At 71.3% G+C, this 16,146-nt stretch carries 17 protein-coding genes and 1 pseudogene; 8 read left to right on the top strand and 10 right to left on the bottom strand.

The annotated features are described in order from the left end of the window. Positions 1 to 20 precede the first annotated feature (20 nt). On the bottom strand, positions 21 to 470 hold the full coding sequence (locus ABFX55_RS03575) for a MarR family winged helix-turn-helix transcriptional regulator (protein ID WP_346117562.1): 450 nt from the start codon (positions 468 to 470) through the stop codon (positions 21 to 23). Positions 471 to 611: 141 nt separating this feature from the next. Between ABFX55_RS03575 and ABFX55_RS03570 the strand changes: the two genes are divergently transcribed. After that, complete coding sequence (locus ABFX55_RS03570; RefSeq protein ID WP_346117560.1) at positions 612 to 1,418, top strand: aminotransferase class IV family protein; 807 nt, start codon at positions 612 to 614, stop codon at positions 1,416 to 1,418. 39 nt (positions 1,419 to 1,457) lie between these two features. Here the strand turns inward: ABFX55_RS03570 and ABFX55_RS03565 are convergent, their stop codons facing one another. The 3 genes from ABFX55_RS03565 to ABFX55_RS03555 form a co-directional block, all read right to left on the bottom strand. Beyond that, positions 1,458 to 2,897, bottom strand: a complete 1,440-nt coding sequence (locus ABFX55_RS03565; RefSeq protein ID WP_346117558.1) for a DHA2 family efflux MFS transporter permease subunit — start codon at positions 2,895 to 2,897, stop codon at positions 1,458 to 1,460. A 100-nt stretch (positions 2,898 to 2,997) separates the two neighbouring features. After that, a complete protein-coding gene (locus ABFX55_RS03560) occupies positions 2,998 to 4,068 on the bottom strand; it encodes a sigma-70 family RNA polymerase sigma factor (RefSeq protein ID WP_346117556.1) in 1,071 nt (356 codons plus the stop codon). Positions 4,069 to 4,369: 301 nt separating this feature from the next. Continuing rightward, positions 4,370 to 4,855, bottom strand: a complete 486-nt coding sequence (locus tag ABFX55_RS03555) for a DUF2000 domain-containing protein (protein WP_346117554.1) — start codon at positions 4,853 to 4,855, stop codon at positions 4,370 to 4,372. 111 nt (positions 4,856 to 4,966) lie between these two features. On the opposite strand from ABFX55_RS03555, the gene ABFX55_RS03550 reads away from it, so the two are divergent. Next, the gene (locus tag ABFX55_RS03550) at positions 4,967 to 5,425 is read left to right on the top strand and encodes an Lrp/AsnC family transcriptional regulator (protein WP_183643840.1); all 459 of its coding nucleotides are present in this window, start codon (positions 4,967 to 4,969) and stop codon (positions 5,423 to 5,425) included. A gap of 123 nt (positions 5,426 to 5,548) precedes the next feature. Continuing rightward, positions 5,549 to 5,911: pseudogene (locus tag ABFX55_RS49650) on the top strand (GNAT family N-acetyltransferase); the annotation flags it as partial. Between the two features lie 318 nt (positions 5,912 to 6,229). Here ABFX55_RS49650 and ABFX55_RS03545 read toward each other — a convergent pair. Then, positions 6,230 to 6,700: a pyridoxamine 5'-phosphate oxidase family protein gene (locus ABFX55_RS03545; protein ID WP_346117550.1), complete on the bottom strand. Its 471-nt coding sequence runs from the start codon at positions 6,698 to 6,700 to the stop codon at positions 6,230 to 6,232. 248 nt (positions 6,701 to 6,948) lie between these two features. On the opposite strand from ABFX55_RS03545, the gene ABFX55_RS03540 reads away from it, so the two are divergent. Both ABFX55_RS03540 and ABFX55_RS03535 read left to right on the top strand, forming a co-directional pair. Continuing rightward, positions 6,949 to 8,094, top strand: coding sequence for an MFS transporter (locus tag ABFX55_RS03540; RefSeq protein ID WP_346117548.1), 1,146 nt, complete (start codon positions 6,949 to 6,951; stop codon positions 8,092 to 8,094). A 32-nt stretch (positions 8,095 to 8,126) separates the two neighbouring features. Next, complete coding sequence (locus ABFX55_RS03535; protein ID WP_346117546.1) at positions 8,127 to 8,468, top strand: SRPBCC domain-containing protein; 342 nt, start codon at positions 8,127 to 8,129, stop codon at positions 8,466 to 8,468. On the opposite strand, the gene ABFX55_RS03530 is transcribed toward ABFX55_RS03535, so the two are convergent. The 4 genes from ABFX55_RS03530 to ABFX55_RS03515 are packed head-to-tail and all read right to left on the bottom strand — an operon-like array spanning position 8,452 to position 11,540. Next, positions 8,452 to 8,685 (bottom strand): hypothetical protein, encoded by a 234-nt coding sequence (locus tag ABFX55_RS03530; RefSeq protein ID WP_346117544.1) that lies wholly within the window; start codon positions 8,683 to 8,685, stop codon positions 8,452 to 8,454. The two genes, ABFX55_RS03535 and ABFX55_RS03530, sit on opposite strands and share 17 nt — an antisense overlap. Positions 8,686 to 8,694: 9 nt before the next feature. Continuing rightward, positions 8,695 to 9,300, bottom strand: coding sequence for a LysE family translocator (locus ABFX55_RS03525; RefSeq protein ID WP_346117542.1), 606 nt, complete (start codon positions 9,298 to 9,300; stop codon positions 8,695 to 8,697). A 41-nt stretch (positions 9,301 to 9,341) separates the two neighbouring features. Then, positions 9,342 to 11,147, bottom strand: a complete 1,806-nt coding sequence (locus ABFX55_RS03520) for a propionyl-CoA synthetase (protein WP_346117540.1) — start codon at positions 11,145 to 11,147, stop codon at positions 9,342 to 9,344. A gap of 39 nt (positions 11,148 to 11,186) precedes the next feature. Continuing rightward, positions 11,187 to 11,540: a VOC family protein gene (locus ABFX55_RS03515; protein ID WP_183643865.1), complete on the bottom strand. Its 354-nt coding sequence runs from the start codon at positions 11,538 to 11,540 to the stop codon at positions 11,187 to 11,189. Positions 11,541 to 11,682: 142 nt separating this feature from the next. Between ABFX55_RS03515 and ABFX55_RS03510 the strand changes: the two genes are divergently transcribed. From ABFX55_RS03510 to ABFX55_RS03500, 3 genes are read left to right on the top strand one after another with little or no spacing between them, the layout of a single operon-like run. After that, positions 11,683 to 14,241 (top strand): MXAN_6230/SCO0854 family RING domain-containing protein, encoded by a 2,559-nt coding sequence (locus tag ABFX55_RS03510; RefSeq protein WP_346117538.1) that lies wholly within the window; start codon positions 11,683 to 11,685, stop codon positions 14,239 to 14,241. Next, positions 14,238 to 14,882 (top strand): nucleotidyltransferase domain-containing protein, encoded by a 645-nt coding sequence (locus ABFX55_RS03505; RefSeq protein ID WP_346117537.1) that lies wholly within the window; start codon positions 14,238 to 14,240, stop codon positions 14,880 to 14,882. Before ABFX55_RS03510 ends, ABFX55_RS03505 begins: the two co-directional genes overlap by 4 nt. After that, on the top strand, positions 14,879 to 15,619 hold the full coding sequence (locus ABFX55_RS03500; protein ID WP_346117535.1) for a nucleotidyltransferase domain-containing protein: 741 nt from the start codon (positions 14,879 to 14,881) through the stop codon (positions 15,617 to 15,619). The genes ABFX55_RS03505 and ABFX55_RS03500 overlap by 4 nt, the downstream gene beginning before the upstream one ends. Here ABFX55_RS03500 and ABFX55_RS03495 read toward each other — a convergent pair. Further along, the gene (locus ABFX55_RS03495) at positions 15,612 to 16,106 is read right to left on the bottom strand and encodes a hypothetical protein (RefSeq protein WP_346117534.1); all 495 of its coding nucleotides are present in this window, start codon (positions 16,104 to 16,106) and stop codon (positions 15,612 to 15,614) included. The two genes, ABFX55_RS03500 and ABFX55_RS03495, sit on opposite strands and share 8 nt — an antisense overlap. Between the last annotated feature and the right edge of the window lie 40 nt (positions 16,107 to 16,146).

Here is a 16,146-nt window from a genome sequence, read left to right as displayed (position 1 = left end):
CGGCGGACTCCATGGTGCCCCTAACCCCGAAGCGGCAGCGCGGCGAGCGTGCCGACCAGGGGCGCCAGCTCCGGCAGACCCTCCGCCTGGCGCAGGGCGTCGGCCAGCGAGGCGTCATGGGTCGGGCGCGCCCGCTCCAGCGCGGCCCTGCCCTCGGCGGTGAGCTCGGTGTAGATGCCCCGGCGATCGTCGGGGCACAGATACCGCTGCAGCAGCCCGCGCTGTTCGAGCCGGGTCACCAGCCTGGTGGTGGCCGAGCGGCTCAGCACCACGGCCCCGGACAGCTGGTTCATCCGCAGGTGGAAGCCGTGCTGGCGGGCCAGCACGTCCAGCACGCTGTACTCGCTCACCGACAGGTCGTGCTCGCGCTGCAGCGCCCGCTCGAGCGTGTCCTCGATCCGCGCGTGCAGCGCCGCCAGCGTGCGCCACCCCTGCGCGCGAGCCTCGGCGGCGTCGTCATCGATCTCCACAGGCTTCACCCCTCCTTGCGAACGACTCTTGCATGGGGCACTATTGCCTATGCAACATGACGCGTTAGCAACTATCGCGGACGCTGCTGATTGCGGACGCTGCAGATCAGTCTAGCGCCGCGTCCGTCTTGGGGGACTGGCATGACTTCGACCGCTGTAGTTCAACGTAACGGCCGGGCGGCGACCGCCGAGGATCTGGCGCCGCTGGCCTTCGCGGGCTATGCCCACTTCACCGCCATGCAGGTGCGCGGGGGCCAGGTCCGCGGCCTCGACCTCCATCTGGAACGGCTGCGGACGGCCTCGATGGAGCTGTTCGGCCGGGCGCTGCCCGACGATCGGGTACGGTCCCACCTGCGGGCGGCGATCGAGGCAGGCCCCGCCGACCTCTCGCTGATGGCGACGGTCTACTCGCCCGCGGGCGAGTTCACCGTGGCCGGGGCCGAGGTGGAGCCCGAGGTTCTCGTCCGTACCGGACCGGCCGCGTCCGGCCCCGCGGGCCCGCTGACACTGACGACGGTCGAACACGAACGGGCTCTGCCTGCCGTGAAGCACGTCGGCGAGGTGGCCAAGACGTACTTCCTCCGCCAGGCCGTCGCACAGGGCTTCGACGACGCCGCCTTCGTCGACCGGCAGGGCCGGCTCAGCGAGGCGACGATCTGGAACCTGGCCTTCTGGGACGGCGCCGCGGTGGTGTGGCCCGAGGCCGAGATGCTCGCCGGGACCACGATGGGCATCGTCCGCAGGCAGCTGGATCGCCTGGGCGTCCCGCAGCGCGTCCAGGAGGTCACGCCCGCCGACCTGCCGGCGTTGGCCGGAGGTGTGGTCATGAACTCGTGGACACCAGGGGTGGCGGTCCACCGCATCGGCTCGGTGCCCCTGCCTGAGGCGCCGTCCTTCCTGGAGCTGCTTCACCGGGCCTACCGGGCCGAACCACTCACCTCGCCGTGAACGCGTGAGCGCCGCCGGGGGTGTCCGATCGGACGACGCTCATCGCCGCGGCGAGGTCCCGGCAGCGCCTGCCGCCTGCGGTGGTGCGGCCACGGCGGTCGCTCGTCTGCCCGGCATGCCGAGCGCGACGAGCACGCCGACGAACGCGAGCACGGCTACCGCGCCCATCGCCGCCGCGAAACCCGCGCTGAACTCCTCGGCCGACGCGTAGCCGCCGGCGCTCGCGAAGACGGCGACCGAGACCGCGACACCGAACACCCCACCGAAGATCCGTAGCATCATGAACGCGCCGGACGCCTGACCGATCTCCTGTGGTCGCACCGCTCCGACCACCGCCTTCTGCGCCGCCGGCATGGCCATGGTCAGTCCGGCACCGCCGACGATCAGCGCGGGCACGATCTCGAGATAGCTCGTGTCCGTGTCGGCGACCATGGCGATCCAGCCCATGCCGAGAGTCTGGAGCAGCAGCCCGCCGACCACGAACGTCCGCTCGCCGACCTTGTCGGCCAACCGGCCGGCGATCGGCGCGCACACCATCAGCGTCGCGGTCCACGGCATCAACCGCAGGCCGGCGCCGAGCGGCCCTTGCCCTTGTACGGTCTGGAAGTACTGCGCGAGGAAGAACATCGTGCCGTACAGCGAAGCGAACACGAGGAAGTTGGCCGGGTTGGCCGTCGCGAACGCCCTCAACCGGAAGAACCGCATCGGCAGCATCGGCGCCTTCGTGCGCTGTTCCCACAGCACGAAGGCGGCCACCAGCGCGACACCGAGCACCATCGCGCCCAGCACCTCCGCGCTCCCCCAGCCCGCCGCGTTCCCTCGGACCAGACCCCACACGATGCCGAACGCGCCCAAGGTCACGAGCACGACCCCGACCAGGTCGAGCCGGCTGTTCGGGCCGACGCTCTCCTCGACGCGCCGCGCCGTGAGGACGATGGCGATCGCCCCGATCGGCAGGTTCAGCCAGAAGATCCACTGCCAGGCCAGCCCCTCGGAGACGACGCCACCGACGAACGGGCCGCTGAACGTCGCCAGCCCGGTGATGCCCAGATACAGCCCCATCGCCCTGCCCCGCTGCTGCGGCGGGAACATCGCACTGATCAGGGTGAGCGACAGCGGCAGCACCATCGCGGCACCGACACCCTGCAACGCCCGGGATGTGATGAGCGTGCCGATGTCCGGGGACAGCGCGCACCCCACCGACGCGACGGTGAACCCCGCCAGCCCGACGGCGAACATGCGGCGGCGGCCGAACCGGTCACCCAGCGCCGCTCCGGTCAGCAGCAGGACCGCGAACGTCAGGTTGTAGGCGTTGACGGTCCACTCGAGTGCTTCGAGCGATGCCGTCAGATCCTGCCGGATCGTGCTCAGCGCCGTCGTCACGACCAAGCTGTCCAGGGCCATCATGAACGACGCCAGTGAGGCGAGCGCTAACACCCATGCCTGCTTGGACGTCATCCGTCCCCCGTCGGTGGTCACCGATTCTCCTTCTGCTCAGGTCTTCTCGAGATGCAAGGGCGGCTCCTCGCGCCCCTGCGCGTGCTGTCCCTGCGCCGGGTCTCCATCCACACGCCGCCGATCAGGTGCGGAGCGATCGTGGAAGTCCGAAGACCGGCAGAAGCGAGTTGTCCAGAAACCGTGTCAGCGCGGTGATCCGGTCGCCGGTCAGAGTCAGTACGAGCACTCCGTGCGCGTGCAGGATCGGCGTCCTCGGGTCACGTATGTAGCAGCCGAACGCCGGTTGACCGTTCGCCCGCGTCGGGATCAGCACGTGCCGGCGGCCGTTGCGCAGCGCGACGGTGGCCAGGAAGTGCCGGACGGCGTCCACGCCCTGGTATTCCAGCGGCAGCGGCGGCATCGTCAGCCACGCGTCGTTCGTCAGCATGGCCACGATCGCGTCAACGTCTCCGGCCTCGAACGCGCGGGTGAAGTCGTCCACGATCCGGCGTTCCTGCGGCGAGTCGGGCAGCGGAGCGCTTTCCCGACCGGGACCCGGCAGCTCATGCGCCAGCGCCCCCCGTGCTCGTTTCAGCGCGCTGGTCACCGCGTTCTCCGTCGTGTCGAGCATGTCCGCCACCTCGACGGCCCGGAATCCCAGGACGTCCCGCAGCACCAGGACGGCTCGTTGCCTCGGGGGCAACTGCTGCAGTGCTGCCAGGAACGCCAGCGACACCGACTCCCTGACCTCGTATCGCGCCTCAGGTCCAGGCGTGCGGTCGGCGATCTGGTCGAGCAGCACATCGGGGTACGGCTCCAGCCAGCTCGGTTCCGCTCGGCGGTGCGACGGCTCGGGAAAGGGGACTTCCGGCTGGTAGGACGCGTACTCGTGCGGACGACGGGCGCCGGCCCGCAGGACGTTGAGACAGCGGTTGGTCGCGATCCGGTAGAGCCACGTCCGTACCGACGCGCGCTCCTCGTAGCCGCCGATCCCGCGCCATGCCGCCAGCAACGTCTCCTGCAGCAGGTCCTCGGCGTCCTGCACCGAGCCGAGGATGCGGTAGCAGTGCACCTGGAGCTCACGCCGGTACGGCTCGACGAGCCCGCGGAACGCCTCACCGTCTCCTCGCCGCGCCAGCGCCAGCAGATCCTCGGCCGAGCGCCGGTCATGGGCCGGGGCATCGCTCTGCCCGGCCGGCGGCATCCCTCGCATGGTGGCTCCTTCTCGCTTGTGGTTCCTCTCGAATGGATGGACACCGCCGATGCCGGAAACTGGTCGGCCTGCGCCCGGATTCCGCTGTTCCTGTCCTCCTCGGCCCTTTGACTCCAGACCATCGGCGTCGTCACGGCAGCGGAGGAGAGGGGGCGGTGCGTGGGGAGCCGGGTGATCGGCGCTGTGCGACCAGGTGCGGACCCGCGCCGGGGGGCTGCCGAGACCGCTCGGCGACGAGGCCGGCCTGGATGACACCAAGGCGGCAGCCGACATCGCACGGCAGGAGTCGGAGGTGGCCCTTTCAGGGCATCAGGGGCAGGCGGCCCACGATCTTGTCGACGCGGTTGCGGGGGCCGACGATGCTGACGGCGTAGTAGTCGAGGTCCTCGGCCGCGCTCTCCTTCACGGTGTGGAGGTAGTCCGCGTAGACGCGGGTGTGCTGCGCGGCGGAGGGCATGTCGGCCACGAAGCAGCCGTCGGCCGCTGCCGCTCTGGAGCGGACGGCACGCAACGTGGCCGCGTCCGCGACGAGGATGGAGCAGCCCGCCCAGGGCAGCCCCGGGTGCGCGCAGCCGTCCGCGTCGACAGCGTCCTCCCCCAGCAGACCGGTCACCGCACTCGAGGTCGCGGCCGCCGCACAGACGGCGGCGTTGACCGCGCGACCTGCGGGCAGGCCCTCGTCGACCACGATCACCCATTTGAGGCGTGCCGCCCGAGTCGGCAGGGCCGGGTCCCTCTCCTCCGGCGCGAAGCCGACGACCTCTGACGTGATGCCAAGATCGGTCATTTCTTCATCCTTTGCTCACTCATACGGACTATGACCGATACGCTATAGAGATATACGAAGAGCTAACAAGAGATCCGTACTTGTATCGGACAGCACTGGATTTTGGTGGTCATGGACGAACTTGATAAGGCGATCCTGCGGGAACTGCAGTCAGATGCGCGGAAGACCAACCGCGATCTCGCCGCCGCGGTGGGCGTCTCGCCGACGACGGCGCTCGATCGCACCCGCGCCCTGCGGCAGCGGGACATCATCCGCGGAGCGATCCTCGACGTGGACCTCGCCGCGATCGGACGCCCGGTCCAGGCTCTCATCGCGATCCGGGTACGCCCGCCGTCGCGACGCAACATCGAGGGCTTCCGCAACTGGGTCAGCGAGCTGCCCGACACGCTCGGCGTCTACGTGACGACAGGGACCGAGGACTTCATCGTGCACGTCGCGGTCCCCGACAACGCCAGCCTCTACGCGTTCGTCATCGACAAGCTCACCGAGCGCCCCGAGGTCGCCGACGTCCGCACCTCGATCGTCTACGAGCACATCCGCAACCACCAGATCGCGCCCGTCACCCCATGAGCATCCATCACGACGCCGGCACCAACACTCCCGGCGCCCGGTCCGGCGCGGCTGACGCGCGCACGTTGACCACGGCCCGCCTGACGCTCCCACCGTGGCACGCGCGCTTCGCGGACGACCTACTTGCGCCTCTCCCGCGACGAGCGCGTGATGCGCCACATCGGCAGCGGGCCGTGGACGGTCGAGTACGCCAGGCAACGGCACCGCCACGCGCTGCAGCAGTGGCGAGAGGAGGGCTTCGGCATACGCGCGATCCTGCGCGGCGAGCGCTTCGCGGGCCCGGTCTCGCTCGCCTCCTGCACGCTGCCCGGCGCGGCTGAGCCCGCACGGGAGATCGGGTGGTGGATCGACCCCGCGGCCTGGGGCAAGGGCATCGCGACCGAGGCGGCGACAGCCGTCCGAGAAGAAGCGGTCCTGCCGGGCGCCGCCACCCTCGTCGCGCGCCACCACCCGGCCAACGGGGCATCCGGACGGATCATGACCAAGTTGGGCATGCACCTGCACGACGACGGCACCGACCGCTACGGCCACCCCTGCCGCGTCTACATCCTCCCCCCTGCGACCCCATCACGCCGGCTAGCCCGGCCGATCGGACGCGGCGAGTCAGCGCGCTCCAGCCCAGGCCGGCCGCACCGCCTCCCGAAACGGAGGCCGGTTCCGCTACCGGCACCTGGCCGGCCACGATATCCACGTCCGGCTCGACGACCCATCGCCGCGCAGGTCGGTGGCGCACTCGGCGACGCGGTCAACGGAGTCGTGTGCTTCGCCTCCCTCGCGCCGGCAGCGCCTGTCAGGAGGGAACGATCACTTGCGTCTGACCTGACGCACGCCCTCCCCCTCGTGCCACATGTCGATCACCAGCTGGTCGCCCTCCACCCGCGTCCAGACCGCCTCCGTGAGGTCGACCCTGAACAGGTGCGGCCCCTCCCCCGGCAGCTCGAACCTGGACAGCACCTCGGGGTCGGTGACCTCCAGCGCCCGCCCCGCGATCTTCGCATCGCCCTGCCAGCGCGAAGGATCGTCGTCATCGGGCGTCGTCGGCGCGGCGTGCAGCGCCATCCTGGGGTCACGCCGCAGGTCGAACGCCTTCATCGCCCCCGGCATCGACCCCAGCCACATCTCCCCGCCCTTGAAGTCGACCTCCGTGGCGCTGATGCGCGGGGAGCCGTCCTTGCGGATGGTGGCCATCGTCTTGTGCTTGTGCGCGTCGAGCAGCCCCCGAACGGTCGCCGCCAGCGCGGGTGCCTGTGTCTCGAACTCCTGCCACGAACTCATGCGGGACATCATCCTCGACGCCACCGACAGTTCGGACGGCGGCGCGCGGACAGGTCAGCGCTCGGGCCGACCTGACCACCGTCGTTCCAGCCTGTGGCGGGGTGCGGACAGGTCAGTGCTCGGGCGACCTGACCACCGTTCCAGCGTGTGGCGGGGGGCGAAGACACCCGACCTCGCGGCTGCCCGGGCGCGCCAGAGGCAGGCTGTCCGCTTTACTGGAGAACGTGCCGGTCTGACACAATCTCCGGGTGATCCCGCGCGGGGCCAGGGTGGCCGTCTCGTTCTTCTTCGCCCTTCTCGGCATCGTCTCCGGCGTATGGGCGGCCCGCATCCCCACCGTCAAGCAGTCGCTGCACCTCAGCGACGGACAGCTCAGCCTCGGTCTGCTCGCCGTCGCCGTGGGTCTGGTCATCGGCATGCAGTTCGCGGGCAGGATCACCGACCGTCTCGGCAGCGCCAGGGTCGTGGTCCCGGCCGGCGTCACCTGCGCTTTGGCGATGATCCCGCCGGGCTTCGCCCCGAACCTCGCCGTCCTGATCGTCACCCTGTTCCTGTGGGGACTGCTCAACGCCTCACTCGACGTCTCCATGAACACCCACGCGGTCGAGGTGGAGCGGGCGTACGGCAGGCCGCTCATGTCGTCCTTCCACGGCATGTTCAGCGCGGGAGGACTGCTCGGCGCGGGCGCGGGCGCGCTGTTCGCCTGGCTGGAGGTCTCCCCCGGCCTCACCTTCGCCGCCGTGACGGTCCCGCTGGCCGTGCTCGCCGTCCTGGCCCGCGGAGCGCTGCTGCCCTCGGCCCCCTCCCACCACGAGGACGGCCCGCGCAGGCGGGTCAGCTGGCACGGCAAGGTGCTGTTCATGGGCGCCATGGCCTTCGCCGGGCTGGTCGGCGAAGGCGCGGCAGGCGACTGGAGCGCGGTCTACCTGCACGAGGACCTGGGCACGGGGACCGGGCTCGCGGCGATAGGCTTCGCCGTCTTCTCCACCACGATGACCGTGGGCAGGTTCGCGGGAGACCGGCTGGCTATGCGGTTCGGCCCTGTCAGGCTGGTGCGCTGGTCGGGACTGCTGGCCGCGATCGGGCTGGGCGGGGCGTTGCTGGCCGCGCATCCCGTCGCGGCGATGGCCGGGTTCGGGCTGTTCGGATTCGGCCTGTCCACACTGGTGCCGCAGGTGTTCTCCGCGGCGGGCAACCACGACCCCGCACGGGCCGGCGAGGCCATCGCTCAGGTGGCGACGCTGGGATACGCCGGGCTCATGCTCGGTCCCGTGATCATCGGCGGCGCGGCCGAGCTGGTCGGGCTGCCGCTGGCTCTGGGCATCCCTGTCGTGCTGTGCCTGTTCATGTCGCTGTCGGCGGTGTCACTCCGGCCCGCCGCCTTTACAAAGTAGATCCGGCGGATGCAGGCGAAACCGTGCACGTGGTGCCGGCGAGGACGAGGGCGCAGCAGGTAGAGCGGCAGCAGCGGGCGGTGGGCATCGGCTTCGAGGACGGTTTCCTGCGTGAGCGGTGGTCCGACGGCGGGCACGTCGACACCGGCAGGGTGCTGGTGTGGGAGCCGGGCAGGCGGCTGGTCTGGGCCGACCTGCTCCACGCCGGAGGCACGATGGAGGTGGAGGTCGGCTTCACCGCCGTGGAGGACGGCACCGAGGTCTCGCTCGAGCACCGCGGCCTCGACACGCTGCCGCCTCCCGTGGCCGGCCGGATCAGGCTGGGCTACTCGTGGCAGGTGGCGCTGGGCTGGTTCGCTAGATTCCTCGGCTGAGCAGCCCGCGCCCGCCGTGCTTCTTGTGCACGGCCTGCTTGCTGACGCCGATCGCGTCGGCGATGACCGACCAGGCCAGGCCCGCGACCCTCGCGCGGCGGACCTGGACCGCCTCCATGCGCTCGATCTCGCGGCGCAGGGCGGCCGTCGCCCGCAGCGCCGTCAGGGGGTCGTCGTCCTCCGTCTGCCGCGCCAGCGTGGCCAGGTCGTTCGTCATGGGTTCACGCTATCTGGACTCCACCACCAGCCGCACGCCCAGAGCGATGAGCACGACGCCCGAGATCTGTTCCAGCCTGCGCCGTACGGCGGGCCGCCCCAGCACCGCCCTGGCCTTGGCGACGGCCCAGATGACCCCGGCGTACCAGACGGTGTCGACCAGCACCCACACCACGGCCAGCGTGACCAGCGTGAGCGGCACGTTCTGTCCCTGCGGCACGAACTGCGGCAGGAACGACATCGCGAACACCGCCGCCTTCGGGTTGGCGAGGCAGGTCCCGAATCCGGCCAGGAAGGACCTGCGCGCGCCGTCGACCGGCTTGACCTCGATCTCGGTGTGGTCCTTGCGGCGCAGCGACTGCACGCCCATGTACAGCAGGACGAGGGCGCCGACCACGCGCATGATGTCGTAGGCGAGCTCGGAGGCCAGCACGAGCGCCGACAGGCCGAAGGCGGCGGCCAGCGCCCACAGCAGGATGCCCGCCTCGTTGCCCAGCATGGCCGCCAGGCCTGAGCCGCGTCCCGCTCTGACGGTCTGGCGCAGGATGACGGCGGTGCTGACGCCGGGGACCATGGCCACCAGGACGCAGGCGCCGATGAATGCGATCAGATACATGAACCGATCCTGGCCACGACCACGAGGGCGGGGCAAGGGGATTACCGCTCGACCGCTCCCGCGATCTCCTCGAGCGCGGCGGGGTCCTCGATGGTGGAAGGGATGCTGTACTCCTCGCCCGCGGCGATGGCGCGCATCGTGCCGCGCAAGATCTTGCCCGAGCGGGTCTTGGGCAACCGGCCCACCACCACCGCCCTCTTGAAGGCCGCCACCGGGCCGATCCTCTCGCGGACGAGCGCGACGAGCTCGGCCTCGATCTCGTCCGCCGCGCGCCCGGCTCCTGCCTTCAGCACCACGAAGCCGACAGGCAACTGCCCCTTCAGCGAGTCGGCCACGCCGATCACCGCGCACTCGGCCACGTCGGGGTGGGTGGCCACGACCTCCTCCATGGCGCCGGTGGACAGCCGGTGTCCCGCCACGTTGATGACGTCGTCGGTCCTGCCCATGACGAACAGGTAGCCGTCCTCGTCGAAGTAGCCGCCGTCGCCTGTGAGGTAGTAACCGGGGAAGCGTGAAAGGTAGGCGGCGTGGAAGCGCTCGTCGTCGCGGTAGAGGGTGGGCAGGCAGCCGGGCGGCAGCGGCAGCTTGATCACCACCGCGCCCTCGACGCCCGGCGGGCACTCCCGGCCCTCAGGGTCCAGGATCCGCACGTCGTAGCCGGGGACCGGCTTGGTGGGCGAACCGGGTTTGATCGGCAGCGTCTCGATGCCGACGCAGTTGGCGGCGATCGGCCAGCCCGTCTCCGTCTGCCACCAGTGGTCGATGACCGGCACGCCGAGCAGGTCGCCTGCCCAGTGGTAGGTGTCGGGGTCGAGCCGCTCCCCCGCGAGGAACAGGTGGCGCAGGTCGTGCTTGCGCAGGTAGGACCCGGTGGGGTCCTCCTTCCTGATGGCGCGGATCGCGGTCGGCGCGGTGAACAGCGTCCGCACGTCGTGCTCGGCCACCACCCGCCAGAACGCGCCGGGATCGGGGGTGCCGACCGGCTTGCCCTCGTAGAGCACGCTCGTGCATCCGGCCAGCAGCGGCCCGTAGACGATGTAGGAGTGGCCGACCACCCAGCCGACGTCGGAGGCGGCCCAGAAGACCTCGCCCGGCGCCGCGCCGTAGACGTGGCTCATGCTCCAGTGCAGCGCGACGGCGTGGCCGCCGTTGTCGCGGACCACGCCCTTGGGGGCGCCGGTGGTGCCCGAGGTGTAGAGGATGTAGAGCGGGTCGGTCGCGGCCACGCTGACGCAGCCCGCGGGCTCGCTGTCGAAGCTCGCCCAGTCGTGCTGGCCCTCGCCTAGCTCGGCCGTCAACTCGGGTCGTTGCAGGACGACCACGGCGTCGGGCCGGTGGGAGGCCTGCGCCAGCGCGGCGTCGAGCAGCGGCTTGTACGGCACGACCCTGCTGACCTCGATGCCGCACGAGGCGCTGAGCACGACCTTGGGCCTGGCGTGGTCGACGCGCACGGCCAGCTCGGCCGCGGCGAACCCGCCGAAGACCACCGAGTGGACGGCGCCGAGCCTGGCGCAGGCCAGCATCGCGATGACCGTCTCGGGCACCATCGGCATGTAGATGACCACGGTGTCGCCCTTGCCCACCCCGAGGTCGCGCAGCATCCCCGCGGCCTTGGCGACCTCGTCGCGCAGCCCCGCGTAGGTGTAGGTGCGTTTGACGCCGGTGACGGGGCTGTCGTAGATGAGCGCCGCCTGCTCGCCCCTGCCGTCGAGGACGTGCCTGTCGAGGGCGTTGAAGCAGGTGTTGAGCCGTCCGTCGGGGAACCAGCGTCCCTCGCCGTAGACGGTGCGGGGTTCGACGTCCCAGGTGATGCCGCGGGCCGCCGCGTCCCAGAAAAGCTCGCTCACACCTCCGATCAGATCAAGAGGGGCCGCCGCGCGCAAGCGTCAGGGACCCTGCAGGCAGAACTCGTTGCCCTCAGGGTCGGCCATCACGATCCAGTCCTCGACATACTCGACGACGCGGGCGCCCAGCGCCGTCAGCCGCCGCGACTCCGCGTCGAGGTCGTCGCAGCGCACGTCGAGGTGGACGCGGTTCTTGACGATCTTGCTCTCGGGGACGAGCTGGAACCACAGCCGGGGCGAGCCTCCCTCGACCAGGACCGTGGGATCGTCCTCAGGGTCGAAGGGCTCGGTGCCGTCATAGGGCGCGATGCGGTAGCCGTCGAGGGCCGCCGCCCAGAACCTGGCGAGCGAGGCGGGGTGACGGCAGTCGAACACGACGTCCTTGAGCCTGGCCATATATCGGGCGACATTACCGGAGCTCCCCGGTAATGTGCACGACCAAGGGTGGCTCCTGGACGTGCTTCCTTCTCCTTCTTTCAAAGGCAACCAGCGCGTCCGCTCTCCACCCTTTCTTCATGCCCGGCCAGGAGGTGCTCCCGTGATCGGACCCGCTGACGTGCTGCTGCGCAGGAGGAACCTGGTGGCGCTCGACCTCATGGCGGGCGACTCGCGAGGGCCGCGCCGCGAGCAGCGGCTGGGCGCGCAGGCCGGCGTCGTGGCGTTGGAGGCCGAGCTGCTGCAGTTCGGCTTCCTGCTGTCGGCCGAGCTGCGCCGAGCACTGGCCGCGCTGCCGGTGGCGGAGCTGGCCGCGACGGGCAGGGGCCTGCTCCACCGCGTCGCGGCCGCGCTGGGCGGCCACGTCCACCACGTGCCGATGTTCAGGAAGTTCCCCGAGAGCGTGCCGCGCGACACCGAGGACTTCTTCGTGCGCAGGATCTTCACCCTGCTGCTCCAGGAACCGCGCAGGCCGTGCGTGCTGTGCGGGAAGGTCGGCACCGTGCACCCGGTCGCGCCGTGCGCGCACCTGGTGTGCCGCTCCTGCTGGGACGGCTCCGACTTCAGCGCCTGCCCGATCTGCCACCGCAGGATCGACCCCGCCGACCCCTTCCTGATCCCGTCGGCCAGGCGCGAGCGCGGCGCGGTGATCAACACCTACGTCACCGCGGTGCTGCACGCCTGCCACGACGCGGGCGCCGCCTCCCGCGAGCTGGCCGAGGCGATGCTGTCCAGGCAGACACCGATGCCCCAGGAGGACCGCGACGACCTGCTGACGCTGCTGGACGCCTACTGGCCGCTGTCGGCCGGGTGGCTGCCGGAGACGATCCCTGTCAAGGAGACCAGGGCTGTCGCGCTGGCGGCCGCGCTCACCGCGCCAGGCCCTTCGCAGGGGCGGGTCGCCCGTCCCGAGGCGGGCGCCGCCGACGAGCTGCTGACCCGGCACCTCGGCACGGCGAGCGACGTGCTCAGGCTGATGTACGTGCTCATGGGCGCCGACCCCGGGCTGCGCGTACGGCCCGAGCGCCGCCGGTCGCTGCCCAGACGGCTGCGCAGGACGCTGCTCGGCCTGCTCGACGGGTTCGCGCTGCCGTACCTGATCGAGGATCTGCGCCGCCACGGCGAGCAGTGGAAGCGCATGGCCGAGGTGCTGCACCCGCACGAGGAGCACGCCCGCCACCTCAACGCCGCGCTGGCCTTCGCCGCGCTGCGCGGCACCAGGCTCGACCCCTCGACCGCGTTCGGCGCCGCGCTGCTGGAGGCCGCCGCCCGCCATCCCGGCCTGCTGACCGTCAGGGAGGGGAGGCTGCGGGTGACGACGTTCGCCACCCACGTCGAGTCGGCGCTGGCGGCCAAGGACGCCGAGCGCGCGCTCGCCCTGCTGGCCGCGCGCCCCGGCGAGCTGGGCCGCCGTCTCAGCCAGCTGGTGCGCATGGCCCCCGAGCTGGTGGGCGACGCGCTGGCTCAGGCGCTGCCCCGCATCGCCCCCGGCGTGCTGATGTCGGCGCTCGGCCAGCTGCGCACGCCGCCCGGCGGCCTGCGGCTGTTCCTGCCCAGGGGCGGCACCGCCCGCCTCCACAGCAGGAGCGACGAGCGTCCCGCGCTGCCCGACGCCGCCGTGCTCGGCGCGGCGGAGCTGATCACGGGCGAGCTGCTGCGCCGCGCGGGGAAGCTGCCGCCGCTGGCCTGCCCGCTGCTCGACGAGGGCCTGGCCGACCTGGTCGCGCCGACGTCCGAGCGGGCCGACTCCACCGCTCTGGTACGGCTGGCCCGCGGCAGCCTCCAGCCGCTGCCCCGCGAGCAGCTGATCAGGCTGTTCCTGCACTGGGCCGAACCCGAGGACACGGTCGTCGATCTCGACCTGTCGGTGGCGCTCTTCGACACCGACTGGCGCTTCGTCGGGTTGTGCGACTACACCCGCCTGCGACTGGGCGAGGACGCGGTCGTCCACTCGGGCGACCTGACCTCCGCGCCCCAGCCGCTCGGCTCCTCGGAGTTCGTCGACCTCGACGTGGCCAAGGTGGCGGCGCTGGGCGGCCGCTACGTCGTGCCGATCGTCTACAGCTACAACGACGTCCCCTTCGACCGGCTCACGCGTGGATTCGCCGGGTTCATGCGCTCGCCCGCCGAGCTGTTCGATCCGCGCGCCGTACGGCAGCGCTTCGACCTGAGCGGTGCCGCCAAGATCCTGGTGCCGCTGGTGGCCGACCTGTGGGAGGGCACCACTCGCTGGGCCGACCTGAACGTCTCGGCCTTCGGCGACTTCCACAGTGTGGCGAGCACCTCGAACCAGCTGGCCAGGATGGGCGCGGCGGTGGAGAGCGCGTTCGGCTCCGGCGCGAGGGTGACGCTGTGGGAGGTCGCCTGCTGGCACGCCGCCGCCCGCTCCCGCTCGGTGCTGGTGCGCAGGGGCGAGCGTGTGGAGCGTCTCGACCGGGGGCGTGACGAGCCGGTGCGGGACTTCGCCGACCGATTGGTCGCCCGCGCCGAGGGCTGCGAGCACTCCGGCGGGTACGAGCGGGTGGACTTCGCCGCCCTGGTCTCCGGCGACGTGGACCTGCCCTCCTCCGCCCAGGTCTACGCGCTGTACCCTGGCCGGCTGGCCGACGTGCGCAGGATGGACGCCGCCGACCTGATCAGCGGGCTGGGGGCGAGCGGGTGAACGACGACCTGATCCTGTCGGTGATCGTCGGTTCGCGGGCCTACGGCCTCGACACCCCCGGTTCCGACACCGACAGGCGCGGCGTGTTCGTCGTGCCCACCGAGGCGTTCTGGCGGCTGGACAAGCCGCCCACCCACCGGGACGGGCCGCTGCCCGAGCAGTTCTCGTGGGAGGTGGAGCGCTTCTGTTCGCTGGCCCTCGACGCCAACCCGACGGTGCTGGAGACCCTGTGGTCGCCGCTGGTCGAGCACGTCACGCCGACGGGCGCGCGGCTGCTGGGCCTGCGCGGGGCGTTCGTGTCGCAGCTGGCGCACAAGACCTTCGCCCGCTACGCCGACGCGCAGTTCCGCCGCCTGGATCCGGCCGCGCCCAAGTGGAAGCAGGCCATGCACATGATCAGGCTGCTGCTCAGCGGCATCCATCTGGTCGAGCACGGCTCCCCGCTGGTCGACGTCAGCGAGCGGCGCGAGCGGTTGCTGGCCGTACGGCAGGGGCTGGTGCCGTGGGAGGAGCTGCAGGAGTGGCGGGCCGAGCTGATGGCCGCTTTCGAGCGGGCGCTCCCGCACAGCGCGCTGCCCGCCGCGCCCGACCGGGACAAGGTGGAGGAGTTCCTCATCGACGTGCGAAGGGCGAACCTGTGACGCTTCCCCCGTGGCTGGAGCAGATTCCCGGCGAGCAGCCGTACCCGCTGGTCTTCGCGACGGTCAGCGGCGCGCACCTGTACGGCTTCCCCTCGGCCGACTCGGACGTGGACCTGCGCGGCGTGCACGTGCTGCCGGTCGAGGAGGTCGTCGGGCTGCGGGTCGGCGAGGCGACGATCGACAGGTCGTGGGTGCGGTCGGGCGTCGAGGTCGACCTGGTGACGCACGACCTGCTGAAGTTCTGCGGGCTGCTGCTGCGGCGCAACGGCTACGTGCTGGAGCAGCTGCTCTCGCCGCTGGTGGTGGCCTCCTCGCCGGTGCACGAGGAGCTGGTCGCGCTGGCCCCCGGCCTGGTGACGCGCAACCACGGCCACCACTACCTCGGCTTCGCGCGCACGCAGTGGCGGCTGTACGGCAGGACCGGCGAGCTCAAGCCGCTGCTCTACACCTTCAGGGTGCTGGCCACCGGCATCCACCTGATGCGCACGGGCGAGCTGGAGGCCGACCTGACCAGGCTGTTCGCCTACGGGCCCGCGTACCTGCCCGAGCTCGTGGAGGCCAAGAAGGAGGCCGAGCACGCTCCCGCGCCCGCCCTTGCCGCCTCCTGCTCGGCCGAGAAGGACGTCGCGCGGCTGACGGCCGAGCTGGAGCAGGCCATGGCCGACTCCAGCCTGCCCGAGGCGGCGACCGTCGGTGCGGCCGTGCACGACCTGGTCGTGCGAACCAGGCTCAGTTGACGCAGTCCTGGGTGTTGAGCCCGAGCGCCATCTCGTAGACCCTGCCGCGCGAGACCAGGAAGGAGTAGTACGCCTTCGGGTTGCCCTCGACGCTGACGTAGGGGTAGCCACTGGCGCTCGTCTTGAGCCGGGGGTAGGCCCGCTTCAGCTGCTTGGTGGTGGAGCCGAGCCCGATGCCCTGCGGGGTCTTCACCCCCTTGGCCGCGAAGATCACCGCCACGCCGCGCTTCTTGGAGATGAACATGCCCACGGCGTTCTCGCCGGTGGGGTGCGCCTTCAGGTCCCAGCCGGAGCAGCCGCCGTCGTTCGTCTTGGCGACGATCTTGCCGGTCGCCCTGGCCGTCTTGGCGCTCATCCCGAGCTTGACGCCGCCGTACCCGAAGGGCCCGAGCGCCTCCTTGGCCTGCGCGACGGCCGGCGAGGCGCTCACGAGCAGCAGCCCCGCGGCCAGGCCGGCGGCGGTCTTCATGACAGTGGTACGGGTCATCGGGGTCTCTCCGTGGTCGTCAGGCGTGGCCGCGAAGATC

The organism is Nonomuraea roseola (genome assembly GCF_039535395.1).
Classification (GTDB): Bacteria; Actinomycetota; Actinomycetes; order Streptosporangiales; family Streptosporangiaceae; genus Nonomuraea; species Nonomuraea roseola.
Note: the sequence above shows the minus strand (reverse complement) of the source record. Positions and strands in the feature narration are given on the sequence as shown.

Coding starts and splice junctions, on each gene's coding strand:
- ABFX55_RS03555 (WP_346117554.1), bottom strand. CDS start 4,855: ATGACCGATCTTGGCATCACGTCAGAGGTCGTCGGCTTCGCGCCGGAG.
- ABFX55_RS03570 (WP_346117560.1), top strand. CDS start 612: ATGACTTCGACCGCTGTAGTTCAACGTAACGGCCGGGCGGCGACCGCC.
- ABFX55_RS03545 (WP_346117550.1), bottom strand. CDS start 6,700: ATGAGTTCGTGGCAGGAGTTCGAGACACAGGCACCCGCGCTGGCGGCG.
- ABFX55_RS03515 (WP_183643865.1), bottom strand. CDS start 11,540: ATGGCCAGGCTCAAGGACGTCGTGTTCGACTGCCGTCACCCCGCCTCG.
- ABFX55_RS03550 (WP_183643840.1), top strand. CDS start 4,967: ATGGACGAACTTGATAAGGCGATCCTGCGGGAACTGCAGTCAGATGCG.
- ABFX55_RS03495 (WP_346117534.1), bottom strand. CDS start 16,106: ATGACCCGTACCACTGTCATGAAGACCGCCGCCGGCCTGGCCGCGGGG.
- ABFX55_RS03525 (WP_346117542.1), bottom strand. CDS start 9,300: ATGTATCTGATCGCATTCATCGGCGCCTGCGTCCTGGTGGCCATGGTC.
- ABFX55_RS03560 (WP_346117556.1), bottom strand. CDS start 4,068: ATGCGAGGGATGCCGCCGGCCGGGCAGAGCGATGCCCCGGCCCATGAC.
- ABFX55_RS03530 (WP_346117544.1), bottom strand. CDS start 8,685: ATGACGAACGACCTGGCCACGCTGGCGCGGCAGACGGAGGACGACGAC.